22 protein-coding genes are annotated in these 26,062 nt (G+C 72.2%); 17 read left to right on the top strand and 5 right to left on the bottom strand.

The genetic code is table 11. The features are described 5' to 3' along the window. The first annotated feature begins 3 nt into the window (after nucleotides 1-3). From ACFQQI_RS20945 to ACFQQI_RS20875, 15 genes are all read left to right on the top strand, one after another. Nucleotides 4-1,113: a hypothetical protein gene (locus ACFQQI_RS20945; protein WP_378568195.1), complete on the top strand. Its 1,110-nt coding sequence runs from the start codon at nucleotides 4-6 to the stop codon at nucleotides 1,111-1,113. Continuing rightward, complete coding sequence (locus ACFQQI_RS20940; protein ID WP_378568193.1) at nucleotides 1,106-2,203, top strand: hypothetical protein; 1,098 nt, start codon at nucleotides 1,106-1,108, stop codon at nucleotides 2,201-2,203. Before ACFQQI_RS20945 ends, ACFQQI_RS20940 begins: the two co-directional genes overlap by 8 nt. Further along, nucleotides 2,196-3,905 (top strand): methyltransferase domain-containing protein, encoded by a 1,710-nt coding sequence (locus tag ACFQQI_RS20935; RefSeq protein WP_378568191.1) that lies wholly within the window; start codon nucleotides 2,196-2,198, stop codon nucleotides 3,903-3,905. Before ACFQQI_RS20940 ends, ACFQQI_RS20935 begins: the two co-directional genes overlap by 8 nt. A 171-nt stretch (nucleotides 3,906-4,076) precedes the next feature. Continuing rightward, entirely contained in the window at nucleotides 4,077-5,018 is a 942-nt protein-coding gene (locus tag ACFQQI_RS20930; protein WP_378568189.1) for a Rossmann-like and DUF2520 domain-containing protein, read from the top strand. Then, the gene (gene panC / locus ACFQQI_RS20925; RefSeq protein WP_378568187.1) at nucleotides 5,015-5,902 is read left to right on the top strand and encodes a pantoate--beta-alanine ligase; all 888 of its coding nucleotides are present in this window, start codon (nucleotides 5,015-5,017) and stop codon (nucleotides 5,900-5,902) included. The genes ACFQQI_RS20930 and panC overlap by 4 nt, the downstream gene beginning before the upstream one ends. After that, nucleotides 5,902-6,321 carry an aspartate 1-decarboxylase gene (gene panD / locus ACFQQI_RS20920; protein ID WP_378568185.1) on the top strand — a complete coding sequence of 140 codons (420 nt, stop codon included), beginning with the start codon at nucleotides 5,902-5,904 and terminating at the stop codon, nucleotides 6,319-6,321. The genes panC and panD overlap by 1 nt, the downstream gene beginning before the upstream one ends. 9 nt (nucleotides 6,322-6,330) lie before the next feature. Further along, nucleotides 6,331-7,995 (top strand): L-aspartate oxidase, encoded by a 1,665-nt coding sequence (locus ACFQQI_RS20915; RefSeq protein ID WP_378568183.1) that lies wholly within the window; start codon nucleotides 6,331-6,333, stop codon nucleotides 7,993-7,995. Beyond that, complete coding sequence (nadC, locus tag ACFQQI_RS20910; RefSeq protein WP_378568181.1) at nucleotides 7,992-8,867, top strand: carboxylating nicotinate-nucleotide diphosphorylase; 876 nt, start codon at nucleotides 7,992-7,994, stop codon at nucleotides 8,865-8,867. Before ACFQQI_RS20915 ends, nadC begins: the two co-directional genes overlap by 4 nt. Nucleotides 8,868-8,869: 2 nt before the next feature. After that, nucleotides 8,870-9,643: a type III pantothenate kinase gene (locus ACFQQI_RS20905; RefSeq protein ID WP_378568179.1), complete on the top strand. Its 774-nt coding sequence runs from the start codon at nucleotides 8,870-8,872 to the stop codon at nucleotides 9,641-9,643. Nucleotides 9,644-9,724: 81 nt separating this feature from the next. Next, nucleotides 9,725-10,837 carry a methyltransferase domain-containing protein gene (locus ACFQQI_RS20900; protein WP_378568177.1) on the top strand — a complete coding sequence of 371 codons (1,113 nt, stop codon included), beginning with the start codon at nucleotides 9,725-9,727 and terminating at the stop codon, nucleotides 10,835-10,837. Between the two features lie 4 nt (nucleotides 10,838-10,841). Further along, a complete protein-coding gene (locus tag ACFQQI_RS20895; protein ID WP_378568175.1) occupies nucleotides 10,842-12,413 on the top strand; it encodes a glycosyltransferase in 1,572 nt (523 codons plus the stop codon). After that, complete coding sequence (locus ACFQQI_RS20890) at nucleotides 12,410-13,987, top strand: DUF2142 domain-containing protein (protein WP_378568173.1); 1,578 nt, start codon at nucleotides 12,410-12,412, stop codon at nucleotides 13,985-13,987. Before ACFQQI_RS20895 ends, ACFQQI_RS20890 begins: the two co-directional genes overlap by 4 nt. Before the next feature lie 106 nt (nucleotides 13,988-14,093). Further along, nucleotides 14,094-14,411 (top strand): Lsr2 family protein, encoded by a 318-nt coding sequence (locus ACFQQI_RS20885; RefSeq protein ID WP_378568171.1) that lies wholly within the window; start codon nucleotides 14,094-14,096, stop codon nucleotides 14,409-14,411. After that, nucleotides 14,408-16,411 (top strand): hypothetical protein, encoded by a 2,004-nt coding sequence (locus tag ACFQQI_RS20880; RefSeq protein ID WP_378568169.1) that lies wholly within the window; start codon nucleotides 14,408-14,410, stop codon nucleotides 16,409-16,411. Before ACFQQI_RS20885 ends, ACFQQI_RS20880 begins: the two co-directional genes overlap by 4 nt. A 141-nt stretch (nucleotides 16,412-16,552) precedes the next feature. Next, entirely contained in the window at nucleotides 16,553-19,132 is a 2,580-nt protein-coding gene (locus ACFQQI_RS20875; protein WP_378568167.1) for an ATP-dependent Clp protease ATP-binding subunit, read from the top strand. Here ACFQQI_RS20875 and ACFQQI_RS20870 read toward each other — a convergent pair. Further along, nucleotides 19,129-19,995, bottom strand: a complete 867-nt coding sequence (locus tag ACFQQI_RS20870) for an A/G-specific adenine glycosylase (protein WP_378568165.1) — start codon at nucleotides 19,993-19,995, stop codon at nucleotides 19,129-19,131. The two genes, ACFQQI_RS20875 and ACFQQI_RS20870, sit on opposite strands and share 4 nt — an antisense overlap. 65 nt (nucleotides 19,996-20,060) lie before the next feature. Here ACFQQI_RS20870 and ACFQQI_RS20865 point away from each other — a divergent pair, with 65 nt between their 5' ends. Then, nucleotides 20,061-20,888 (top strand): hypothetical protein, encoded by an 828-nt coding sequence (locus ACFQQI_RS20865; protein WP_378568163.1) that lies wholly within the window; start codon nucleotides 20,061-20,063, stop codon nucleotides 20,886-20,888. 100 nt (nucleotides 20,889-20,988) lie between these two features. Here ACFQQI_RS20865 and disA read toward each other — a convergent pair whose 3' ends face one another. Both disA and radA read right to left on the bottom strand, forming a co-directional pair. Then, the gene (gene disA, locus ACFQQI_RS20860; RefSeq protein WP_378568161.1) at nucleotides 20,989-22,095 is read right to left on the bottom strand and encodes a DNA integrity scanning diadenylate cyclase DisA; all 1,107 of its coding nucleotides are present in this window, start codon (nucleotides 22,093-22,095) and stop codon (nucleotides 20,989-20,991) included. Between the two features lie 75 nt (nucleotides 22,096-22,170). Beyond that, the gene (gene radA, locus ACFQQI_RS20855; protein ID WP_378568159.1) at nucleotides 22,171-23,583 is read right to left on the bottom strand and encodes a DNA repair protein RadA; all 1,413 of its coding nucleotides are present in this window, start codon (nucleotides 23,581-23,583) and stop codon (nucleotides 22,171-22,173) included. A gap of 91 nt (nucleotides 23,584-23,674) precedes the next feature. On the opposite strand from radA, the gene ACFQQI_RS20850 reads away from it, so the two are divergent. Next, a complete protein-coding gene (locus tag ACFQQI_RS20850) occupies nucleotides 23,675-24,730 on the top strand; it encodes a LacI family DNA-binding transcriptional regulator (protein ID WP_378568157.1) in 1,056 nt (351 codons plus the stop codon). Here the strand turns inward: ACFQQI_RS20850 and ACFQQI_RS20845 are convergent. Further along, entirely contained in the window at nucleotides 24,727-25,314 is a 588-nt protein-coding gene (locus ACFQQI_RS20845) for a class I SAM-dependent methyltransferase (protein WP_378568155.1), read from the bottom strand. The two genes, ACFQQI_RS20850 and ACFQQI_RS20845, sit on opposite strands and share 4 nt — an antisense overlap. A 104-nt stretch (nucleotides 25,315-25,418) precedes the next feature. Next, a complete protein-coding gene (locus ACFQQI_RS20840) occupies nucleotides 25,419-26,057 on the bottom strand; it encodes a VOC family protein (RefSeq protein ID WP_378568153.1) in 639 nt (212 codons plus the stop codon). Nucleotides 26,058-26,062: the final 5 nt, after the last annotated feature.

The following is a 26,062-nucleotide window of genomic DNA, read 5'->3' as shown; positions in this document are numbered from 1 at the left end:
CACGTGAGCGACGACGCCGACCTGCTGCTGCCCGCGGGCACCCGTCTCGTGCACATCGGCCCGCACAAGACCGGCAGCACCGCGGTGCAGGTGGCCTTCCACGACGCGCGCGAGCAGCTCGCCGCCCACGGCGTCCACTACGCCGGCTCCGGACGCCGCCCGCGGCTCGCCGGCTGGTCGATCGGCCTCGCCGGCAAGAAGTACGGCGTGGAGCGCCCGCCCGTGCGGCACTGGGACGAGCTGGTGGCCGAGGTCGACGGGGCCGGCGACCAGCGGGTCTGCATCTCCAACGAGGACTTCGGCCGCGCCACGAAGGAGCAGCGCCAGCGGATCGTCGACGACCTCGGCGGTGACCGGGTGCACGTCGTCGCGGTCGCGCGCCGCCTCGACTCCTACCTGCCCTCGCAGTGGCAGGAGCGGGTCAAGGCCGGCGTCACGCTCTCGTGGGAGGAGTGGCTGCGCATCGTCCTCGATCGCGACACCGAGCAGCGCCACTACGAGCGGATGAACGTCTGGCGCGCCCACGACGTCGACCGCCTGCTCCGCAACTGGACCGAGGTGGTCGGTCCCGAGCGCATCACGCTGATCGTCAACGACGGCGCCGACCGGGCGCTGCTGCCGCGCACCTTCGAGCGCCTCCTCGGCCTCCCCGAGGGCCTGCTGGTCCCGGACCCGTCGCAGTCGAACCCCAGCCTGTCCTGGGCCGAGGTCGAGCTGGTGCGGTCCGCCCACCTGGCGTTCGAGGCGCTCGGCGTCGACCGGCGCGACCGCGACCCGTGGACGGCCGCCGGGCTGGTGCGCCACCTCCAGGGGGCCGACCTGCCGCGCTCGACGCCGACGACGCCGCCCTTCCCCGAGTGGGCCGCCGAGCAGGTGCGCCGGATCGGTGCCGACCGGGCCCGCGCGGTCCGCGAGTCGGCGGTCCGGGTGGTCGGCGACCCCGACGCGCTGGAGACCCGCGAGCCCCTGCCGGTCGGGCCCGTCGACGTACCCCCCGCGCTGCCGCAGGCGGCGATGGCCGTCGCCGTGCAGGCGCTGGTGCAGGCGACCGTGGAGCGGCTGCCCGACCTCGTGACCCCGAGGAAGGGCGCCGAGGAGGGCGCGGATGCCTGACCTGCTGCTGCCTCCCGGCACCCGCCTGGTCCACATCGGCCCGCACAAGACCGGCAGCACCGCTGTCCAGGTCGCCTTCCACCAGACGCGCGAGCAGCTCGCCGCCCACGGCGTCCACTACGCCGGCTCCGGGCGCCGCCCCCGGCTCGCGGGGCTGGCGATCGGCCTCGGCCAGCGCGCCCGGCCGCCGATCAAGCACTGGAAGCGCCTCGTCGCCGAGGTCGAGGCGGCCGGCGACCGTCGGGTCTGCATCTCGAGCGAGGACTTCGGCCGGGCGTCCGAGGAGCAGCGTCAGCGGATCGTCGACGGCCTCGGCGGTGAGCGCGTGCACGTGGTCGCCGTGGTCCGCCGGTTCGACTCCTACCTGCCCTCGCAGTGGCAGGAGAAGGTGAAGTCCGGCATCACGATCCCGTGGGAGGAGTGGCTGCGGATCGTCCTCGCCTCCGACGACGCCGAGCCGCGCCACCGCGAGTGGATCAACGTCTGGACCGCCCACGACGTACGCCGCCTGCTCGCCGACTGGACCGGGGTCGTCGGCCCGGAGCGCGTCACGCTGATCGTCAACGACGGCGTCGACCGCGAGCTGCTGCCCCGCACGTTCGAGCGGCTCCTGGGGCTCCCCGAGGGCCTGCTCGACCCCGACCCGTCGCAGTCGAACCCCAGCCTGTCCTGGGCCGAGGTCGAGCTGGTGCGATCCGCCCACGAGGCGTTCGCAGCGGCCCGCGTCGACCGGGAGAAGCGCCGCCCGTGGACCGCCGGCGGGCTGGTGCGGCACCTGCGCGATGCCGACCTGCCGCGGGCCACGCCCGTCGTCCCGCCCTTCCCCGAGTGGGCGGCCGACCGGGTGCGTGAGATCAACGCGTCGCAGGCACAGGCCGCCCGCGACGCGACCGTCCGTGTCGTCGGAGACCCCGACGGCCTGCTGACCCGCGAGCCGCTGCCCGTCGGGCGCGCCGACGCGCCGCCCGACCTGCCGCACGCGGCCGTGTCCGTCGCGGTCGAGGCGCTCGTCCGGGCGACCGTCGAGCGGCTGCCCGAGCTGGTGGGCGCCCGACCGGGACCGAGCAACGAGGAGATCCCAGATGCGTGACCTGCTCCGGCGTGTACGCCGGACCACCGCCCAGGCCGTGCCGGCACCCGCCGTCGTCGGGATGGTCGAGGAGTTCTCCCATGAGCAGGTGCTCGGCTGGGTGTCGGTGCGGCCCGAGGCGGCGCCGACGCGCGTGGACCTCTTCCTCGGGCCCATCAAGGTGAGCTCGACGTACGCCACCCCCGACGGTGCGATGTCGCAGGCGTCGGCGAAGAAGAAGCGCGACCGCACTCCCTCCATCCGGTCGCCGCGCGGCGACCGGCGCAACAGCCGGGCGCAGATCCGCACGTTCTCCTTCAAGATCCACAGCCTCTGGGGCTACGCGGCTCGGGGCTCGCGGCTGCGCGTCGAGGTCGACGGCCGGCCGCTCCCGATCCACGGCCACGGGATGTTCGTCAAGGCTCCGCGGGACGGCGCGCACGACCCCGACCTCCTCAAGGAGCGGCTCGGCGCCGGCTGGGTGCTCGCACGAACCGGCATGGTGCAGCTGTCGAAGCAGCTCAACACCCAGTGGCAGGAGGCCGTCATGGGCCTCTACGACGACGTCCGCACGATCCTGCGCGAGGAGCACGGCAACGACCTGTTCCTGACCTTCGGCACGCTGCTCGGCGCGATCCGCGAGGGCAACTACATCGGCCACGACAACGACTTCGACGTCGCCTACGTGTCCCGGGAGCGGTCCGGCCCCGCCGCGGCTGCGGAGCTCGTGGCGATCGCGCGGACCCTGATCGACCGCGGCTACCGGGTCGAGGCGATGGGCTCGTGCCTGCACGTCGTCGACGAGGACCGGTCGAAGTACCGCATCGACATCTTCCACACCTACCTCGACGCCGACGGGGTGATGCGGCACCCGTTCGGGTACGCCGGGACGGCGCCGGTCACCGACGCGCAGTGGGAGGGCATGCGGGAGATCGACTTCCCCGGCGGGCGCCCGCTCGTGCCGGTGCGCTCCGAGGAGCTGCTCGCCGCGATCTACGGCGACGACTGGCGCCAGCCCAAGACCGGCTTCGACTGGAAGATCGAGCGCCGCGGCGAGGACGTGGACGGCCAGCTCACCCCGGCCCAGCGCACCACGGTCTACTGGGCCGACTACTACGCGCACAACGGCCACACCGAGGGGTCGTCGTTCGCGCAGTTCGTGCAGGACCGCCCCGAGACGGCCGGCACGATCGTCGACATCGGCTGCGGCGACGGCCGCGACTCCTTCTACTTCGGCTCGGTCGGCCGCACGGTCGTCGGCCTGGACCGCTCCGACGTCGGCGTCGCCCACGCGCGCGACCGCGCCACGGGAGCCGGGTTCGGTGACCGGGTGACCTTCGAGGTCGTCGACCTCGGCGACGCCGCCGGACTCGGCGCCGTGCTCGACAAGGTCGCCGGAGACGGGCAGAGCGGGCCGGTCGTCCACTACACCCGCTTCGTGCTGCACGCGATCACCGAGGACGTGCAGGAGACGCTGCTGGACGTGCTGGGCGCCAAGGCGAGGTCCGGCGACCTGCTCGCCGCGGAGTTCCGCACCGACAAGGACGCCCACCTCCAGAAGGCGCACCCCAAGCACTACCGCCGCTACCAGAACGCCGAGGCGTTCCTCGTCGACCTCCGCCAGCGCGGCTGGGAGGTCCTCTACGAGGTCGAGTCCGACGGCCTCGCGCCCTGGGGCGAGGAGGACCCCGTGCTCTGCCGGGTGATCGCCCGCAGACCCTGACCCTCGTGTGACCCACCCCACGGCTCGCCCCCGTTTGTGCGGGGTCGCCCGCGGCGTACCCTCACAGCGTCGGGATCCACCAGGATCAAGAACGAACGTCCGGTACCCACACCGGCCCGCACGGACCTCGGTCCCGCGGGTGGTCGGAGGGACTGGAACGAAAGGTTCGACATGACGCACCACACCCGGGAGACCGGGCTGCGGGTGGGCGTGGTCGGCGCGGGTCGCGTCGGCGCCGTCCTGGCCGCCGCCCTCGGCGCAGCGGGCCACCACGTCGTGGCCGCCGCCGGCGAGTCCGACGCCTCCCGCGCCCGCATCGCGGCGCTGCTGCCCGGCGTCCCGACGCGCAAGCCCACGGCCGTGGCGCGCGCCTGCGACCTGCTGCTGCTCACGGTGCCCGACGACATGCTCGCCAACGTCGTCACCACCCTCAGCGACGCCGGCGCGATCCGGCCCGGACAGTACGTCGTGCACACCTCCGGCCGGCACGGCCTCGACGTGCTCGCTCCCGCGGCGGCCGTCGGCGCTCGGGTCGCCGCGATGCACCCCGCGATGACCTTCACCGGCACCGCCCTCGACCTCGAGCGCTTGGCCGGCTGCGTCTTCGGCCTCACCGCGGGCCCCGACGAGCGTGAGCTCGTCGAGTCGCTCGTCGCCGACCTCGGCGGCCGCCCCACGTGGGTGCCCGAGGAGATGCGGACGCTCTACCACGCGGGCCTGGCCCACGGCGCCAACCACCTCGTCACCCTGGTGACCCAGGCGATGGAGATGCTCGCCGCCGCGGGGTCCAGCGACCCGGCCGGCACCCTCCGCCCGCTGCTGACCGCCGCGCTCGACAACGCGCTCGAGCAGGGCGACGCCGCGCTGACCGGCCCGATCGTCCGTGGCGACGTCAACACCGTGCGCGCGCACCTCGCCGACATCAGCGCCAACGCACCCCACACGCTGCCGTCGTACGTCGCCATGGCCCGGGCCACGCTCGACCGCGCCGTCACCGACGGCCGGGTGCTGCCGATCCGCGCCGCCGCGATCATCCGCGCGCTCGACGGCGCCGAGCAGGGTGCCGAGCAGGGTGCCGAGCAGAGCACCGCACACACCCCGGCCCGCCGATGACCGCTCCCGCCCTCTCCTCGACCCGCGAGGAGCTCGCCGGCCTGCTCGCAGGCGCCCGCGCGGGCGGCCTGCCGGTCGGCTTCGTGCCGACGATGGGCGCCCTGCACGAGGGCCACGCCAGCCTGATCCGCGCCGCGCGGGAGCGCGTCGGCGCCGGTCCGGTGGTCGTGTCGGTCTTCGTGAACCCGCTCCAGTTCGGCCCGGGGGAGGACCTCGACCGCTACCCGCGCACGCTCGAGGCGGACCTGGAGATCTGCGCCCGCGAGGGCGTGGACGTCGTCTTCGCGCCGAGCGTCGAGGAGGTCTACCCGGGCGGCGACCCGCAGGTCACGATCGAGCCCGGCCCTGGGGCGAAGGTCCTCGAGGGGCGGATCCGGCTCGGCCACTTCCGCGGCGTCCTCACCGTCGTCGCCAAGCTCTTCGGCCTGGTCCGGCCCGACGTGGCGGTCTTCGGCCAGAAGGACTACCAGCAGCTGGTGCTGGTGCGCCGGATGGTGCTCGACCTCAACATGGGCGTCGAGGTCGTCGGCGCCCCGACCGTCCGCGAGGACGACGGGCTGGCGCTCTCCAGCCGCAACCGCTACCTCGACGGCGAGCAGCGGGTCGCGGCCACCGCGCTCAACCGCGCCCTGCGCGCGGCACGCGAGAACGCCGGGTACGGCGTGGAGGTCGCCGTCGACGAGGCGCGCACCGAGCTGCGGGAGCACCTCGTGGACCTCGACTACCTCGTGGTCACCGACCCCGACCTGGGCGACCTGTCCCACGACGTACCTCCCGGGACCGAGGCCCGGATCCTGGTGGCGGCACGCGTCGGCACCACCCGACTGATCGACAACATGCCGCTCGTGCTCGGGCGCGCGGCCGCACCCGAGGGGGAGTCCTGATGCTCCGCACCATGATGAAGAGCAAGATCCACCGCGCCACCGTGACGCAGGCCGACCTGCACTACGTCGGCTCGGTCACCGTCGACGAGGACCTGCTCGACGCCGCCGACCTGCTGGCCGGCGAGCTCGTGCACATCGTCGACATCACCAACGGCGCGCGCCTGGAGACCTACACGATCGCCGGCGAGCGCGGGTCCGGCGTCATCGGCATCAACGGCGCCGCGGCCCGCCTCGTGCACCCCGGCGACCTCGTGATCCTCATCGGCTATGGCCAGATGGAGACCGCCGAGGCGAAGGAGTTCCAGCCCCACGTCGTCTTCGTCGACGCCGACAACAAGATCCTGGCCACCGGGTTCGACCCGGCCGAGGCCGTCGAGGGGTCCGGGCTGGTCCGCGGCGACGGGCTCGCCAACCGATAGATTGCGCCAATGCCCCCCGCCACCGTCCGGCGCGTGCCCGGACGCCTGCTCGCCCCGGCACCCGGCTGGACCACCACCGCCGACGTCGTCGTCGTCGGGTCCGGCATCGCGGGCCTGACCGCGGCGCTGCGGCTGCGCGGGCGGGTCGGCAAGGTCCTGGTGGTCACCAAGGACGTGCTCGCCGCGGGGTCGACCCAGTGGGCGCAGGGCGGGATCGCCGCCGCACTCGGCCCGGAGGACACCCCCGAGGAGCACCTCGTCGACACGCTGGTCGCCGGGGCCGGAGCGTGCGACCGCGCCGCGGTCGAGGTGCTGGTGACCGAGGGCCCGGAGGCCGTGCACGAGCTGATCGCGCTCGGCACCAACTTCGACCACGACCCCGACGGCGAGATCTCGCTCACCCGCGAGGGTGGCCACCACCGCGACCGGATCGCGCACGCGGGCGGCGATGCCACCGGCGCCGAAATCCAGCGGGCCCTGATCGCCGCGATCGAGCAGGCCCCCGAGATCGAGGTCATCCAGCACGCTCTCGCCGTCGACCTGCTGCTCGCTGACGACGGCGGCATCGCCGGGCTCACCCTGCACGTGATGGGAGAGGGGCAGCGCGACGGGGTGGGCGCGGTCCTCTGCCGCGCCGTCGTGCTCGCGAGCGGCGGCCTGGGCCAGGTCTTCTCGCAGACCACCAACCCGGCGGTCTCGACCGGCGACGGCATGGCCGTCGCGCTGCGCGCCGGCGCGGTGCTGCGCGACCTGGAGTTCGTGCAGTTCCACCCCACGGTCATGTACCTCGGCCCCGACTCCCTCGGCCAGCAGCCGCTGATCTCCGAGGCGGTCCGCGGCGAGGGCGCGTTCCTGGTCGACTGGGACGGTGACCGCTTCATGCAGGGCGTCCACGACCTCGCCGACCTCGCCCCGCGCGACGTGGTCGCCAAGGCGATCACCCGCCGCATGAACGAGACCGGCCAGCCGCACATGTGGCTGGACGCCCGCCACCTCGGCGCTGACTTCTGGGAGCGCCGCTTCCCGACGATCCTCGCCACCTGTCGCCGCCACGGCGTCGACCCGGTCACCGAGCTGATCCCCGTCGCCCCCGCCTGCCACTACGCATCCGGCGGCGTGCGCACCGACCTGTGGGGCCGCAGCAACGTCCCGGGCCTCTACGCGACCGGCGAGGTCGCCTGCTCCGGCGTGCACGGCGCCAACCGGCTGGCCTCCAACTCGCTGCTCGAGGGCCTGGTCTTCTCCCGCCGCATCGCCAGCGTGCTGCCCGGTGAGCTGCGGCCCCAGCTCCCGCCGGCGCCCGACGCCCGCACCGCCGGTCTGGTCCCCGGCGACGTCCGCCGCGACCTCCAGGAGGTCATGACCGCGCAGGCGGGGGTGCTGCGCAGCGCCGACGGGCTCGCCGACGCGGTCGGCCGCCTCGACAAGATCGCCGGCGCCACCGCCGACGCGATCGACCAGGAGTCCTGGGAGACCACCAACCTGCTCACGATCAGCCTCGCCCTCGCCGACGCGGCCGCGCTGCGGGAGGAGACCCGGGGCTCCCACTGGCGCGAGGACTTCCCCGACCGCGACGACGCCGACTTCGCCGGCCACTTCGACGTCGCGATGAGCGACGGCGCGAGCACGCTGGCCTTCGCCTCCAGCCCGGCCACCGACGGAGACACCGCATGAGCACGCCGTACGACGACGAGCTGCGCGCGGCGGGGCTCGACCCCGACGCCGTGCTCGCCCAGGTCCGCGCCGCCCTCGCCGAGGACCTCCCGGCGGGCGACGTCACGTCGACCGCGACGATCTCGGCCGAGGCCACCGGGACCGGCGTCTTCGCGGCCCGCGAGGCCGGCGTGATCGCGGGGCTGGGCATCGCCGCCCTGGTCTTCCACGAGGTCATGGGCGGCACCGTGTCGGTCACCGACCGCCTGCCCGACGGCACGCACGTCAAGCCGGGCGACGTCGTCATGCGCGTGTCCGGGCCGACTCGGGGGCTGCTCACCGCCGAGCGCACCGCGCTCAACTACGCCAGCCACCTCTCGGGCGTCGCGACCGCGACCTCCCACTGGGTCGACGCGCTGGCCGGCACCCGCGCCAAGGTGCTCGACACCCGCAAGACGCTGCCGACCTTCCGAGCCCTGCAGAAGTACGCCGTGCGGTGCGGCGGCGGCGTCAACCACCGGCTCAGCCTCAGCGACCGGGCGATGGTCAAGGACAACCACGTGGTCGCGGCCGGCGGCGTCGTGCCGGCGTACGACGCGGTGCGCGCGGCGTACCCCGAGCTCCGGGTCGAGGTCGAGGTCACCGACCTCGACCAGCTGCGCGCGCTGCTCGAGGCCGGCTGCACCGAGATCCTGCTCGACAACATGGACACCGCGACGATGGCCGAGGCCGTGACCATCACCGCGGGCCGGGCGACGCTCGAGGCCTCGGGCGGGCTGACGATCGACCGCGCCCGCGAGGTCGCCGAGACCGGCGTCGACTTCATCTCGGTCGGGGCGCTCACCCACTCCGTCCAGGTCTTCGACCTCGGCCTCGACCTGAGCGAGGGCTAGCCGTGCCCCTGCTCGCGGCCGACATCGGCAACAGCCACACGGTGCTGGGACTGGTCAGCGACGGGCAGGTCCGTGCCGACTGGCGGGTCGCGACCGACGCGCGGCACACCTCCGACGAGTGGGCCGTGCTGCTGCGCGGCCTGCTGGGTGACGCGCTCGACGCGGTCGACGGCATCGCGGTGTGCGCGACCGTGCCGGCTGTGCTGCACGAGTGGCGGGACATGATGGCGCGCCACTTCGCCACGGTCCCCACGGTCGTCGTCGAGCCCGGCGTGCGCACCGGGATCCCCGTGCTGATGGACAACCCGCGCGAGGTCGGCAGCGACCGGATCATGAACGCCCTCGCCGCCGCGCAGGAGTACGGCGGCCCCGCGATCGTGGTCGACTTCGGCGGCACGGCCACGACGTTCGAGGTCGTCAACGGGCAGGGGCAGTACGTCGGCGGCGCGATCGCCCCCGGCATCGAGATCTCCCTCGAGGCCCTCGGCCGCCGCGGTGCGCAGCTGCGCACGGTCGAGCTCGCCCGGCCGCGCTCGGTGGTCGCCCGCAACACCGTCGAGGCCCTCCAGTCGGGCATGGTCTTCGGCGTCGCCAGCCAGGTCGAGGGCATCGTCGGCCGGATGATCGAGGAGCTCGGCGTCGCCGTCGACGACGTCACGGTGATCGCGACCGGCTACCTCGCCCCGCTCGTCGTCGACGAGTGCCGGTGCTTCACCGACCACGACCCGTGGCTGACGTTGCGGGGGCTGGAGCTGGTCTTCACCCGCAACAGGTGACCGGCCGGCCTCGGGTAGAGTGCGCGCGATCGGGCGGGGGCCATCATCGTTCAGAGCCTCGACACGAACGGATGGAGAGACGTGGCCAGGTACGACGCGGAAATCGACCTCACGAACCGGAACACCAGTCATACGCAGATCGTGGAGCTGGTCGGCTCGAAGAAGCGGGTTCTCGACGTCGGCTGCGCCACCGGCTACCTCGCCCGGACCCTGGTCGCCCGCGGCAACCAGGTGTGGGGCCTCGACAACGACCAGGAGCTCGCCGAACCGGCCCGCGACACGGTCGAGTCGCTGGTCATCGCCGACCTCGAGAACAGCCTGCTGACCGATCACTACGACAAGGAGTCGTTCGACGTCGTCGTCTTCGGTGACGTCCTCGAGCACGTGAACGACCCCGAGGGCGTGCTGCGCGACTCGCTCTCGCTGCTCGCCGAGGGCGGACGGGTCATCGTGTCGATCCCGAACGTGACGCACGGATCGGTGCGCCTGGCTCTGTTGGAGGGACGCTGGCGCTACACGGACACCGGGCTGCTCGACAGCACCCACGTACGGTTCTTCGACCGTCAGGCGGTAGGCGAGCTGTTCCGATCGGTCGGGATGACCGTCGAGGTGCTGTGGGGCACGACCGCGGATCCGCTCCGGACCGAGGTCGGGGTGGACGGGACGGATCTCCCACCGGCGGTCGTCGAGTGGGTCCGCGAGCAGCCTGACGCGCTGGTCTACCAGTTCGTGGCCTCGGCCCGGGTCGCGGAGGCCGGCGACAGCCTCGCGCTGCCGGACCTCGAGCTCCCCGTCCCTCCGGACGAGGTTCGCCTCACCGACGACTACACCCACCGGTACATCGGCGCCCTGCAGACCATGCAGCACCGGGAGAACGTCATCACGCTGCGTGAGGCCGAGAACGCCGAGCTGCGGCACGCGGTCATGACGCAGCGCGACCACATCATCGGTCTCGAGGCGACGGCGGCAAGTGCGAGCATGCGTGCTCGCGAGGCCAATCGCCGGGTGCAGCGGCTCAGGGCGTCGGTCCAGCGGCTCAAGAAGGAGAAGGCCAGGTCCGCGCGACAGGCGCGTCGTCTCCGGGAGGAGGCGAAGCGACTGCAGGAAGAGTCACGAGCGCTGACCCGGTCGCGGTCCTGGCGAGTCGGGCGGGCGCTCACGAGCCCCGCGCGCGTCTTCCGACGTGGGAGCTGAGGCTGTGTCCAACCCGTACTTCTCCGTCGTCACACCGGTCTACCGACCAGAACCCGGCGCCCTGAGTGCCACGATCGACTCGGTCGTCGGGCAGACCTTCGCCGACTGGGAGCTCATCCTGGTCGATGACCACTCCGACCAGGAGGGGGTCACGGAGGTGCTCCGCCGGGCAGCGGAGCGCGATGAGCGGATCCGCCTGGTCGAGCGCGAGGCCAACGGCGGCATCGTCGCGTCGTCCAACGACGGCATCGACGCGGCGCGCGGTGAGTTCGTCGTGCTGCTGGACCACGACGACCTGCTGACGCCCGACGCCCTCGAGCGCAACCACGCGGTGATCTCGCGCCACCCCAACGCCGACTACCTGTACTCCGACGAGGACAAGGTCGGCGAGGACGGTCGTCACTACGACGAGTTCCGCAAGCCGCCCTGGTCGCCGGAGCGGCTCCGCGCCCAGATGTACACCAGCCACCTCTCGGTCCTCCGCACCGCACTGGTCCGTGAGGTCGGCGGGTTCCGCGATGGCTTCGACGGCTCCCAGGACCACGACCTCGTCCTCCGGGTGACCGAGCGTGCGCGACACGTTGAGCACGTACCGCAGGTCCTCTACCACTGGCGCGCCAGCGCGGGCTCGACCGCGGCCGATCTCCACGCGAAGTCGTACGCCGACGACGCGCGGCGCCGCGCGGTGCAGGAGCAGCTCGATCGGCTCGGCATCGACGCCACCGCCGAGATCGATCCGACGACCACCTTCGTCCGGCTGCGCCGCTCCCTCGACCCGGAGACCCTGGTGAGCGTCGTGATCCCGACGAGAGGGACGGCCAAGCAGATCTGGGGCGAGCCGCGGCTGCTCGTCCTCGAGGCGGTCCGGTCCGTGCTGGAGCGTGGTGGGCACGACAACCTCGAGTTCGTCGTCGTCTACGACCTCGACACGCCGGACAACGTCGTCGAGGAGCTGCAGCGCCTGCTCGGGGAGCGACTGCGGCTGGTCCCCTACGACCGGCCGTTCAACTTCAGCGAGAAGTGCAACGTGGGCGTGCTCGCCTCCCAGGGCACCTACGTGCTGCTGCTCAACGACGACATCGAGGTGCGGTCCGAGGGATTCATCCCCGACCTGGTCGCGCCGCTGGTGGAGTCGGGAGTGGGGCTCACGGGTGCCCGCCTGCTGTTCGCGGACAGCACCATCCAGCACGCCGGGCTGGGGTTCCACGGCCAGTGGCCGCATCACCTCTCCTACGGAGCGTTGGAGGACGATCCTGGTGCGTACGGCCTGCACCGGATCAACCGTGAGGTCAGCGGCGTCACGGGCGCCTGTGTCGCGCTGAGGCGGGAGACCTACGACCGCGTCGGCGGCATGACCGAGGCCCTCCCGGTCAACTTCAACGACGTCGACTTCTCGCTCAAGGTTCGACACCTCGGGCTTCGGGTCCTGTGGATCGCGACGGCGGAGGCGTTCCACTTCGAGTCGCAGACCCGGGACAACAAGGTGCAGGACTGGGAGAAGGAGATCCTGCGGAGCCGATGGTGGATGCCGCGGACCGACGAGTTCGTCCCCGACTTCACCCCGCAGCCGAGATGAGCGTCCGCGCTCTCGAGACCGTCGCGAAGGCCGACGACGGTCGACCGGTCGGGAACCCGCGATCGGCTCGCGTGCGCCGCTCGGCAGGCCTGGTGCTGCCGTGGCTGGCAGCGCTGGCCGCGCTCGTGGCCTGGTCGTTGGCATCGCCGGCCGGGTCGTCCCCCGACGACAACTTCCACCTGCCGTCGATCTGGTGCGCGGCGGGCACGGACGATGTGCGGTGCCTGCCCATCGAGGGCAACGACGAAGCACGCGTCGTGCCCGACGAGGTTGCCGGGGCGCCTTGCTTCGCCTTCAAGGCGGACGTCTCCGGGCAGTGCCAGGCACCGTTCGGGAAGACCACGGGCCCGAACGTGGGCACGGACTTCGGCAACTGGAACGGTCTCTACCCGCCCGGCTTCCACCGGGTGATGCACGTCTTCGTCGGGGACAGCGTCGCGTCGTCGGTGCTGAGGATGCGCCTGGCCAACTCCGTGCTGCTCCTGGTCATGCTGGCGTCGCTGACCTATCTGCTCCCCCGGCGGTTGCGCATCATTCCGGCGATGACGGTCCTGCTCACGGCGGTGCCGTTGGGCCTGTCGATCTACGCGTCCAGCAACCCGAGCAGCTGGGCGCTGATCAGCGCGGCGACGGTGTGGGTCTCGTTCCACGCCGCGCTCCAGGTCGAAGGTCGACGGCGTCTGGGACTTGTCGCGCTGGGTCTGGTGGGCGCTGTCCTCGGGGCGTCCGCGCGGAGTGACCAGGCCCTGTTCACCGTGCTGGCGATCGGCGTGGTGCTCCTGGCGCGGCTCCCGTGGTTCATCGGTGATCCCGGCCAACGCTGGGAGCGCATCCGAGCCAGTGGGGTCGTGCTCCTGGGAGCCGGACTGGCCGCGTTGATCTCCGCGTGGGGCTTCCTCGCCGGCGACCAGTCGTCGGCGGTCTCGGGAGGACTCGCGACCTCGGCCGGCGGCTCCTGGTGGGACCTCACGCGCCACAACGCCTTGGGGCTGCCGACGGTGTGGTTCGGGGCGCTCGGCTACGGCGACCAGGGCACGATCGGCTGGCTCGACACCCGGTTCCCCGCGGTCGTCGGGTTCGGCGCCCTCTTCGCCTGGGTCGCCGTGATGTTCGGCCAATGGCGTGGGATCTCGCGGGCCCGCGGTGCCGCCATGGGAGTACTTCTCCTCGCCATGGCCGTATATCCCCTCTATTTGCTCGCCGTCAGTGGTGCGACGATCGGCACGCAGTTCCAGCCTCGATACGTGCTGCCACTCTTGATCGTATTCACCGGATTCAGCCTTCTGGGTCGCAAACGTTGGCTCCACCACGGTCCCTGGCAGCGATGGGCACTCGTGGTTGCATTGTCGATCGCGCAGAGCTTCGCACTGTTTACCCAGATACGGCGCTACACCACCGGCACCGATGTTCCGGGCTTCAATCTCAACAAGGACACGGAGTGGTGGTGGCCCGTCGGCGGGCTGCTTTCCCCCAACGGGGTCTGGCTGATCGGCTCCGTGGCCTTCGCAGGGCTCGTGTGGTGGATGCTCGGGAGGCGCACCGCGTTCGGTGTCCAACGTGCTTCAGGGAAGTAGACGACCCGCCGGATTCCACATTCGAGCGAATGGATACTGCGCAGGCATCGAATGCGCGTAACCTCTGATTTGGGCAACGGGATTCGTGCGATACGAGGAGAAGTAGATGGCGCAGAAAGTCCAGATCATTCTCGAGGACGATATCGACGGAGGCGAGGCGGTCGAGACCGTGACCTTCGGTATTGACGGCACCACCTACGAAATCGACCTCAACGAGGCGAACGCGACACGTCTTCGTGATGCACTGGCGCCATTCGTCGGGCACGGTCGCAAGGTCTCCGGCGCCCGTCGCGCGCGCAAGTCCTCCGACAGCGGCCCCAGCGCCAAGGAGATTCGCGACTGGGCGCGCGAGCATGGCTTCGACGTGCCCGACCGAGGCCGAGTCTCGGCGGAGGTACGGGCAGCCTTCGAAGCCGCGCATTGAGGACGTCGGACGCAGCCGGGACGCGCTCGGAGCGCTCCCGGCTGCGAGTCGCTGACCACGCGACGACGATCGGCCTGGCCGCGCTGACCCTGCTGCTGGCGGCCGCGGTGGTCCTGGATCTGACGGGATCCAGTCCGTTCCTGCTGCTCGCCACCGTGGCTGCTGCGAGCACGGCCGGCCTCGCAGCGCGGCTGGGCTGGGCGGCCGCAGCCGCCCTGGTCGTCATGGGAGCGTTCGCCGCCCTCCTCGTGCTCACGTGGTGGGGTCCGCTCCTCGGCCTGCCCTTTCGCGTCACGGCATCGGTCGTGCTGTACGTCGTCGGCGCGGTGAGCCTGGCGGACCTGTGGTGGCGACGCCGTGACCTCCGGCCGCCGTCGGCCGGACAGTGGGTCGACGCCGCGGTCTCGACGCTGCCGTCAGCCGCGATGTGGGCGATCCTGGAGATCGCACGCGGCAGGTCCGGCCTGCCCAAGCTCTCGTGGTTGATGCAGAACGACGCGCCGTTCAACCTCATCCTCGCTCGGTTCATCCTCGCCGACGACGGGGTCGATCCGGGGTTGCACGACAACCCGGTCCCCACGACGGCCGGGATCATCGCCTGGTTCATGGCGCCGGGCCGCGCTGACCTGGGCCCGGCTGCCATGCTCCGGCACGACCTCGCACGATCCTCCGACGGCCTGATGTTCGTGACCGCTGCCATCTCCGTGATCGCCGCGATCACGGTGCTGAGGACCGTCCGGGAGCGCAACGTCGTGCTGCGGGCAGCAGTCGGCCTCGCGGCGGCGCTGATCCCCTGGACGTGGGCCGCGTTCGGATTCGCCGTGAGGTACGGCTTCTGGAACGCGCTTCCCACCGTGTTGCTGCTCCTGTGCCTGTGGATCGCGTGGATCGAGTCGGCGAAGCGCCCGGTTCTCGGATCTGCCCTCGTCGCCCTCGCCGGCCTGACCCTGCTGGCGACGTGGGGGCCACTGGTCGCCGCGCCTGCTGCGATGTGGGTGGCCATCGCCGCTCGCTCCCGGCGGCAGCTGCTGGCGCTTCGCGGTCGAGCGTTGGCACTGTGGCTCGTTCCCCACGTCCTGCTGCTCGCGTACGTCGTCTTCCGGTTCCTTCCGAGCCTGCGACTGGTCGGCGCGGAGGCACTGGGCGGCGACGGCGCCTTCTTCGGGTTCAGCATGTACGACGCCATCGCCGCGGCGTCGGGCCTGGCGCTGGCTGCCCTGATCGTGGTGGCGGCGACCGGCCGCGGCTGGATGCCCGTCGGGGTGGCTGTCCTGCTCGTCGCAGGGTTCGGTGGTGCGGCCTACCTGGTTCACCAGCGCCTTTCGGCAGGACTCGCGAACTGGGGCTACTACCCGGCCAAGTACGCCTGGCTGTGGTGCGTGGCCGCGGCCGTCATCGCGATCGGACTGGTCGCCGACCTCGATGCGCGTGGCGACGGTCGCGACGCGGGTGGCGGCAGCGCGGGGCGGCGCCTGCGGACGGGTGCGGCGGGGGCCGCCGCGATCGTGCTCGCCGCGCTGATGCTCAGCCGCGTGTCCCCGGCCGACCTGCGTCCACCGTCACTGGCGCATCCGGCGCTCGACCCCGCCCCCGACTGGTCCCTCGACACCGTTCTGCCGGTGCTGTCGATCGCCGGTTCGGACGGGATGAGCGACCAGGACGACGTGGTGAGGGCCATGCTGGTCGGCGATCGGTGGGCCGACCGGACGTTGTTCTCGCAGTACTTCGGCGATCCGTACCGAGACGGCCTTGCCAACTACTGGCTGCTGCAGCTGCACTCACCGACGGCGACCGGCGGCGAGAACGCCGGCATGGACCCGATCAGGTCGGAGGCGTACACCCACCTGTACTCCCTGGTCGCCGAGGACCCGAAGAGCGTCTGCGCGACGTCGCGTGCGTGGGGCGGCGGCGTACGCGTCCTGACCCGGAATCCGGACCTGCGTCGTGCCCTCGAGAAGGCGTGCCCGGGCCTCCGGCTCGACGTCGACGTCGTCAAGTGACCGCGCGGCGGCCCCTGTTCGCTGACAGCGGACTGAATTGGCGGCTACGGGGGAACGCGTAGTCTTGCAGCGGGGTTTGATACAGGTACCTGCCCTCCACCAAGGTGGGCGGGCCCCGCAGAAGCTTCAGGAGAGATGCGCATGTTCGAGCGGTTCACTGACCGAGCCCGCCGGGTGGTCGTGCTGGCCCAGGAAGAGGCCCGCATGCTCTCCCACAACTACATCGGCACCGAGCACATCCTGCTCGGCCTGATCCACGAGGGCGAGGGCGTCGCAGCGAAGGCGCTCGAGAGCCTGGACATCTCGCTCGAGGCCGTCCGCGCGCAGGTCGAGGAGATCATCGGTCAGGGCCAGCAGGCGCCGAGCGGCCACATCCCGTTCACGCCGCGTGCCAAGAAGGTGCTCGAGCTGTCCCTGCGCGAGGCGCTGCAGCTCGGCCACTCCTACATCGGCACCGAGCACATCCTGCTCGGCCTGATCCGCGAGGGGGAGGGCGTCGCCGCCCAGGTGCTGCAGAAGCTGGGCGCCGACCTCAACCGGGTCCGCCAGCAGGTCATCCAGCTGCTCTCGGGCTTCCAGGGCAAGGAGGCCGCGGGCGCCGGCGCCACCACCGGTGGCTCGCAGAGCGACGCCCCGTCGTCCTCGCTGGTGCTCGACCAGTTCGGCCGCAACCTCACCCAGGACGCCCGCGAGGGCAAGCTCGACCCGGTCATCGGTCGCGAGCAGGAGATCGAGCGGGTCATGCAGATCCTGTCCCGCCGTACCAAGAACAACCCGGTCCTCATCGGAGAGCCCGGCGTCGGCAAGACGACCATCGTCGAGGGGCTCGCCCAGGACATCGTCAAGGGCAACGTGCCCGAGACGCTCAAGGACAAGCAGATCTACACCCTCGACCTCGGTGCGCTGGTCGCGGGCAGCCGCTACCGCGGTGACTTCGAGGAGCGCCTGAAGAAGGTGCTCAAGGAGATCCGCACCCGCGGCGACATCGTGCTGTTCATCGACGAGATCCACACCCTCGTCGGCGCCGGCGCGGCCGAGGGCGCGATCGACGCGGCGAGCATCCTGAAGCCGATGCTGGCCCGCGGCGAGCTGCAGACCATCGGCGCCACCACCCTCGACGAGTACCGCAAGTACCTCGAGAAGGACGCCGCGCTGGAGCGCCGCTTCCAGCCGATCCAGGTCGCCGAGCCGTCGATCGCCCACACGATCGAGATGCTCAAGGGCCTGCGCGACCGCTACGAGGCGCACCACCGCGTGACGATCACCGACGAGGCGCTGGTCTCGGCGGCGACGCTCGCCGACCGCTACATCTCCGACCGCTTCCTGCCCGACAAGGCGATCGACCTGATCGACGAGGCCGGCTCGCGGCTGCGGATCCGCCGGATGACGGCGCCCGCGGACCTGCGCGAGTACGACGACAAGATCAGCGACGTCCGCCAGCGCAAGGAGGCCGCCATCGACGGCCAGGACTTCGAGGCCGCGGCGCGCCTGCGCGACGAGGAGAAGCAGCTGATCCTGAAGAAGTCCGAGCGCGAGAAGCAGTGGCGCGCGGGCGACATGGACGAGGTCGCGGAGGTCGACGAGGAGCTGATCGCCGAGGTGCTCGCCGTGGCGACCGGGATCCCGATCGTGAAGCTCTCCGAGGAGGAGTCGACCCGGCTGCTCAAGATGGAGGACGAGCTCCACAAGCGCGTCATCGGCCAGGACGAGGCGGTCAAGGCGCTGTCGCGCGCGATCCGTCGTACCCGCGCCGGCCTGAAGGACCCGAAGCGCCCCGGCGGCTCGTTCATCTTCGCCGGCCCGTCCGGTGTCGGTAAGACCTGGCTGTCCAAGACGCTCGCGGAGTTCCTCTTCGGCGACGAGGACGCGCTGATCCAGCTCGACATGTCGGAGTTCGGCGAGAAGCACACCGTCTCGCGGCTCTTCGGCTCGCCTCCGGGCTACGTCGGCTACGAGGAGGGCGGCCAGCTCACCGAGAAGGTGCGTCGCAAGCCGTTCTCGGTCGTGCTCTTCGACGAGGTCGAGAAGGCGCACCCGGACATCTTCAACAGCCTGCTGCAGATCCTCGAGGAGGGTCGCCTGACCGACTCGCAGGGCCGGGTGGTCGACTTCAAGAACACCGTCATCATCATGACCACCAACCTCGGCACCAAGGACATCGCCAAGGGCGTCAACCTCGGCTTCGCCGGCGGTGCTGGTGGCCCCGGCGACTACGACCGGATGAAGAACAAGGTGCAGGACGAGCTCAAGCAGCACTTCCGCCCCGAGTTCCTCAACCGCGTCGACGAGATCATCGTGTTCCCGCCGCTGTCGCAGGAGCAGATCGTCTCGATGGTCGACAACATGATCGGTGCCGTGGAGGTCCGCCTGAAGGACCGCGACATGCGGATCGAGCTCACCCAGGCCGCGAAGAACCTGCTCGCCGAGCGGGGCTTCGACCCGGTCCTGGGCGCCCGCCCGCTGCGTCGTACCGTCCAGCGCGAGATCGAGGACGTCCTCGCCGAGAAGATGCTGTACGGCGAGGTCGGACCCGGTCAGATCGTGCTGGTCGACGTCGAGGGCGAGGGTCCGTCCGCGTCCTTCACGTTCGCGGGCCAGAAGGTCGGCGAGCTGCCCGACCTGCCCCCGTTCGAGACCGCCGAGGTCAGCTCGTCCGACTCGCCCACCGAGGGCCCGGACGACTCCGACAGCGGCTCGGACGTGCCCCGCTCGGCCGACTAGGGCAGCGCGTACGCGTCGGGGGCGGCCTGGGCGACCAGGCCGTCCTCGATGAGCGAGGCGAGGCAGCGGATCCGCTGGCCCTCCTCCGACCAGGCCGCGTCGAGCCGGGAGCGGTGCACGGGGCCGTCGCTGTCGCGCAGCACCGCGAGCAGCCGCCCGCGGCACTGGCGGTCGGTGCCGGCCCAGGTCTGGACCTTGCGGGGCGGCCCGTCGTACGCCGGGTGTCCGGCGGCCCGCCAGGCGCACAGGTCGGCGACCGGGCAGTCGCGGCAGCGCGGGTTGGCGGCGGTGCAGACCAGTGCGCCGAGCTCCATCACGGCCACCGACCAGGTCGCGGCGGTGGCGTCGTCGTCGGGCAGCACCTCCAACGCGACCTCCCGCTCGGCCCTCGTCACCGACGGCGACGGGAACTCCACGCCCTGGACGACCCGGGCGAACACCCGCCGGACGTTGGTGTCGAGCACCACGTGCCGCCGGCCGTACGCGAAGCTGGCGATCGCCGCGGCGGTGTAGTCGCCGACGCCGGGCAGCGCCTTCAGGTCGTCGTACGACGCAGGCACCTTGCCGCCGTGCTGCTCCACGATCGCGGTGGCGGCGGCGTGCAGGCGCAGCGCCCGGCGGGGGTAGCCGAGGCGGCCCCAGGCGCGGACCGCCTCGCCGGACGTCTCGGCGGCGAGGTCGGCCGGTGTGGGCCAGCGACGTAGCCACTCCGCGTGCACCGGCAGCACCCGGCTGACGGGCGTCTGCTGGAGCATGAACTCGGACACCATCACCGACCATGGCGAGGCCGCGGCGCCGCGCCACGGGAGGTCGCGGGCGTGGGCGTCGTACCAGCTCAGGACCGGCTCGTTGAGTGCGCTCATCTCTTGACCATTGTCGCCGGTGTGGCACCGCGACGGCGGCCGGGCCGCTGACTAGCGTTTGCGCCATGCCTCCCTTCACCCGTGGTCCGCTGCCGGCCCGGGTCTACTGGGTGCGCCGAGCCATGGTGCTGGGCACCGCCGTGCTGCTGGTCGTGGCGATCGCGCGGCTGCTCGGCGGCGGCAGCGACGGCAAGGGCGGCGACGACTCCGCGGAGCTCTCGGCGGGCTCGCCGACGTCGTCCGCGCCGACCGTGGTCGACAGCGGCACCCCGGTGACGCCGAGCACCACGGGCACCACGGGCACCACGGGCACCACGGGCACCACGAGCACCGGGAAGGGCACCGGCAAGGGCAAGCCCGGGAAGGGCAAGCCGACCAGCGAGGCGCCGGTCCTCGCCGACCCCTCCGGGGAGTGCGTCGGCTCCGACATCGCGGTCACGCCGAAGGTCGGCAACGCGATCGGCGGCCGCGACGTGATGATCGTGCTGCAGCTGCGCACGATCTCCGCCGAGGCGTGCACCTGGCGGGTCACTCCCGATGCACTGGCCGTGAACATCACGTCGGGCAACGACGCGATCTGGAGCAGTCGCGAGTGCCCGCGGGCGATCCCGCGTCGCGACGTCGTGGTGCGCAAGGCCGTCACCACCCGGGTCGGCATCGTCTGGCGGGGCGCGAAGCGCTCCGGCGACACCTGCATCATCGGGACCGCGTGGGCCTACCCGGGCTGGTACCACGTCACCGCCGCGGCGCTGAGCGGCGAGCCGTCGGACGTGCAGTTCGAGCTGAAGGCCCCGACCGCGGCGACGGTCACCGTGACGGCGTCGCCGAAGAACGACCCCCAGGACGACGAGCCGACGAGCGAGTCGCCGTCCGGCGCGGTGGAGCCGGATTGAGCCTGCTTCCAGGCTCGCCGGGTCTCGACACGCGGGTCCCTACTTCGCAAGCTCAGTCGCGCCGCTTGCTCGACCACCATCAGCGCTACGAGTAGCTCCGCTACACGTAGCGCTCGAGGATCGTCGACTCGGCGAGCCGGGAGAGGCCCTCGCGGACGCTGCGGGCCCGCAGCTCGCCGACGCCGTCGACGGCCTGCAGGTCGTCGATGCCGGCGGAGAGCAGCTTCTGCAGGGTGCCGAAGTGGTCGACCAGCCGGTCGACGACGGTGCTCGGCAGGCGGGGCACCTTGGCGAGCAGCCGGTAGCCACGCGGGGCGACGGCACCGTCGAGGTGCTCGCCGGTGCCGAGGCCGAGCGCGCGAGCGGCGGCGGCCGGGTCGACCAGCTCGGTCGACGACAGCGACTCGAGCCGGGCGAGCACCGACTCCGGGGTGCGCGACCGGCGGCCGACGGGCAGGTAGTCGCGGATCACCAGCTCGCGCTCGGTGTCGACCCCCGTGACCAGCTCCTCGAGCTGGAGGGACAGCAGGCGGCCGTCGGTGCCGAGCTCGAGCACGTAGTCCTCGATCTCGCGCGCGATGCGGGTGACCATCTCGAGCCGCTGCGCGACGACCGCGACGTCGCGGACGGTCACGAGGTCCTCGATCTCCAGCGCCGACAGGGTGCTCGACACCTCGTCGAGTCGCAGCTTGTAACGCTCGAGCGTCGCGAGGGCCTGGTTGGCCCGGGAGAGGATCTGGCCGGAGTCCTCGAGCACGTGGCGGGTCGCGCCGACGTACGCAGCGATGATCTGCATCGACTGGGAGACCGAGATGACCGGGAAGCCGGTCTGGCGCGCCACGCGGTCGGCGGTGCGGTGGCGGGTGCCGGTCTCCTCCGACGGGATCGTGTGGTCGGGCATCAGGTGCACGGCCGCGCGCAGGATCCGGGTGACGTCCTTGTCGACGATGATCGCGCCGTCCATCTTCGCCAGCTCGCGCATCCCGGTGGCCGTGAACGGCACGTCGAGCGTGAAGCCGCCGGTCGAGATCGAGTCGACGACCTTGTCGTGGCCGAGCACGATGAGGGCGCCGGTGCGGCCGCGCAGGATGCGCTCGAGCCCGTCGCGCAGCGAGGTGCCGGGCGCGATCGTCGCCAGCGTGGCGCGCAGGCGCAGCTGCTCGTCAGAGCGATCGGTGACCACCTCGACGTCCTTCCCCGTTGGCATGAGGCTGCGGCCCTCTTCCGAACGGCCGCGCGGTCAGTCTAGGGGGAGGGAGCCGTCCGCAAGGTCACAGATCGCTCACAGAGAGTGCGGCCGGCTCGGGCCGGCGTCGGACACCAGGTCGACGAGGCGCAGCGCGGAGCGGACGTCGGGCACGTCGATGACCCGCATGCCGTCGACGGTCCACGACTCCGGTGACCGCGGCCCCCCGCGCCCCGGCTCGGCCGGCACGACCGCGAGCTGGAAGCCGAGCCGGGCGGCCTCCCCGAGCCGCTGCGGCAGGTCGCGGACCCGGCGCAGCTCGCCGGCCAGGCCGATCTCGCCCATGGCGACCAGCCCCCGCGGGGCGGGCACGCCCCGGAACGCCGATGCGAGTGCGACGGCGGACGCGAGGTCGCTCGCCGGCTCGACGACCCGGGCGCCCCCGACCGTCGACGCGAACACGTCCATCGTCTGCAGCCGGATGCCGCAGTGCTGGTGGAGCACCGCCATCACCATCGCGACGCGGGACGAGTCGAGCCCGGACGTCGTACGTCGTGGTCGCTCCGCGGCGCTGTGGGTCACCAGTGCCTGGACCTCCGCGAGCATCGGCCGGCGGCCCTCCATCGAGACCGCCACGCAGGTGCCGGGCACCTGGGTGTGGTGGTTCTCGACGAACAGCCCGGTCGGGTCGGTGACCGCGCTGATGCCGTCGGCCCCGAGGTCGAAGCAGCCGACCTCGTCGACCGGCCCGAAGCGGTTCTTCATCGCGCGCACCATGCGGAACCGGGAGTTGCGGTCGCCCTCGAAGTGCAGCACCACGTCGACGAGGTGCTCGAGCACGCGCGGCCCCGCGATCGAGCCGTCCTTGGTGACGTGGCCGACGAGCACCGTCGTGATGTTGCGGGTCTTGGCGACCCGGATCAGCGCGGCCGCGACCTCCTTGACCTGGGTGACGCCACCCGGCACCCCCTCGACCCCGGCGGCGCCGATCGTCTGGACCGAGTCGACGACCAGCAGCGTGGGACGGACCTGCTCGATGTGGGTGAGCACGGCGCCGAGGTCGGTCTCGGCCGCGAGGAACAGCTCGTCGTGGACGCCGCCGGTGCGGTCGGCTCGCAGCCGGACCTGCGCGGCGGACTCCTCGCCGGTGACGTAGAGCGTGCGGCGCTGGTAGCGCGCCGTCTGGGCGGCGACCTCGAGCAGCAGCGTGCTCTTGCCGACGCCGGGCTCGCCGGCGAGCAGGATCGCGGCGCCCGGGACCAGGCCGCCGCCGAGCACGCGGTCGAGCTCGGGCACCCCGCTGGTGCGGAACGCCGACTCCTCCACCGACACCTGGCCGATCGGGACCGCCGGCGTGGTCACCGGGCTCGCGGTGGTGCGGCCGGTGCGGACGACGGCGGCCTCGGCCACCGATCCCCAGGCCTGGCACTCGCCGCAGCGTCCCACCCACTTCGCGGTCTCCCACCCGCACTCGGAGCAGCGGTAGGCGGGTCTGGCGGTCTTCGGCATGGCGCACACGGTAGGCGGCGGCGCCGACAGCGGCTCATGTGATGTCATTGGATCGATCAAGGGCGACCCTGCGTGCGCTGAGGAGGTGGGGGTGTCCGACCAGCCCGCCGTTCGCCGGCCCTACCGCGGCCTGGCGATGCCCGTGACCCCACCGACCCTGGCCGACGTCGCCGAGCGCGCCGGGGTCTCGCGCCAGACCGTCTCCAACGCGATCAACAACCCCGACCTGCTGCGCCCCGACACCCTGCAGCGGGTGCAGGGGGCGATCGCCGAGCTCGGCTACTCGCCCAACCGGGCCGCCCGCAACCTGCGCACCCGCTCCTCCCAGCTGATCGGGATGCGGATCGGTCCGGCCCAGGAGGGCACCGCGAACGCGACCATGGACCGCTTCGTGCACTCGCTCGTCGAGACCTCGCGCGAGGCCGGCTACCACGTACTGCTCTTCGCCGGTGACGGCATCGACCCGGTGGAGGGGTACGACGACCTGCTCCGCTCGACCGCCGTCGACGCGTTCGTCGTCACCGACACCTACCTCGGCAACCCGCAGGCCGCCTGGCTCGAGGAGCGCCGCGCGCCGTTCGTCGCGTTCGGGCGTCCGTGGGAGAACCCGCAGGCCCGGCACCCCTGGGTGGACGTCGACGGCGCCGCCGGCACCGAGCGGGCCACGACCCACCTGCTCGACAAGGGGCACGAGCGCATCGCGTGGATCGGCTGGCGCAAGGACTCCCGCATCGGCGAGGACCGCCGGTCGGGGTGGACGCGGGCCATGCACGACCGGGGGCTCCCCACGACCGGCCTCGCGTCGCGGGTCGAGGACACCGTGGCCTCCGGACGCGAGGCGAGCGCCCACCTGCTCGACAGCGCCCGGCCGTCGGCCTTCGTCTGCGCCAGCGACACCCTGGCGATGGGCGTGCTGCACACGCTGGCCGAACGCGGGCTGCGCGCCGGCGAGCACGTCGCCGTCATCGGATTCGACGACTCCCAGGTCGCCCAGGTCGTGTCGCCCGGGCTGACGTCCGTGCGGCAGCCGCTCGAGGACGTCGCCGTCCACGTCGTCTCGGCGCTCGCGGGCCTGCTCGCCCACCCGCCGGCCGTCGGGCCCGGCGTGATGCTCACCCCGACGCTCGCCGTACGCGGGTCCTCCTAGAAGCCCTTCCACCACACGTTGACGGCGTAGTCGACCTCGGTGCCGGCGTGCTCGGCGAGGACCGCCTCGGCGACCGGCGCGGTGAACTCGATGCGCACGACGCTCTCGAGGTCGGCGCGCGATCCGAAGGACCACCGGGTGTCGACGGGGATACGGGTCCAGCCGCGCGTCGACCAGAAGCGCTCGACGGCGACCGGGTCGACCTCGGGGTAGCCGCGGCGGAACCACGAGCCGAAGGTCGATCGGGTCGGGTCGTTGTCGACGACGTAGGCCGTGCCGCCGCGGCGCACGACCCGGTCGAGCTCGGCGAGGCCGGGCTCGCAGCCGGGCCCGAAGAAGTAGGCCCACCGCGCGTGCACGACGTCGACGGACGCATCCGGCAGCGGCAGCTCCTGCGCGCTGCCCTGGTGAACCCCGACGTTCGGGAGCCGGCGGGTGCGTCGGCGGGCGAGCGACACGAGGTCGCCGTGCGGCTCCACGCCGACGACCGCGGACGCGGTCGCGGCGAACCGGGGCAGGTGGAACCCGGTGCCGCAGCCGACGTCGAGGACCGTGCGCCCGTCCCACGTCGCGACCGACCGCATCGCGGCCTCGATGGCGCCGTCCGGGTCGACCGCGCGGTTCTCGGTCTCGTACGTCGCCGTGTGGTGCCAGATGTTGGGGCTCGGGCGAGCCCCGGGGGAGATGGTCAGAGCCGGACGAGCCCGTTGGGCGTCTGCACCTGCGCGGCCAGGATGCCCGGGGTGCCGTTGGGGGCGACCCACTCGACCTTGACGTCCTCCAGCGGCGCCTCGACCGACTCGCCGAGCCACTCACTGACGCGCAGCGGGTCGCCCGCGATCTCCAGGCAGTGCAGGGAGAACGCGACGTCGGCGCCCGTGCTCGGGTGCATCTCGCGGGGGCTCTCCCACTCGATGAAGAACGGCAGCTGCGGGTCGGCGATCAGGCCGTTGACGCCGATCTGCTTCCACAGCAGCTCGGAGCCGTCGGGCCGGTGCCGGTTGCCGTGGGCGGACTCGCGGCCCAGCCGCTTCTCCACGATCGAGATGTCCTTGACCGCGACGACCCAGCCGAGCCAGCCGCCGCCGAGGGCGGACCGGGCCTTGACGGCCTGGCCGAACGGCGCCTTGTCGGACGCCGGGTGGTCCAGGGCCTCGACGATCTCGAGGTAGGTGTCACCTGCGAGCGGCAGGATCATGTTGCGGGTGCCGAAGCGGGGGTGCACGCCGCCGTCGACGAACTCCTGGCCGAGCAGTCCCCCGAGTCGACGGGCAGTGCTGGCCAGGCCATCCGGTCCTGCGGCGAAAGAGAGATGGTCCAGGCGCATGCAGT

Source organism: Nocardioides sp. GCM10030259 (assembly GCF_042666375.1).
GTDB lineage: Bacteria > Actinomycetota > Actinomycetes > Propionibacteriales > Nocardioidaceae > Nocardioides.
Note: the sequence above shows the minus strand (reverse complement) of the source record. Positions and strands in the feature narration are given on the sequence as shown.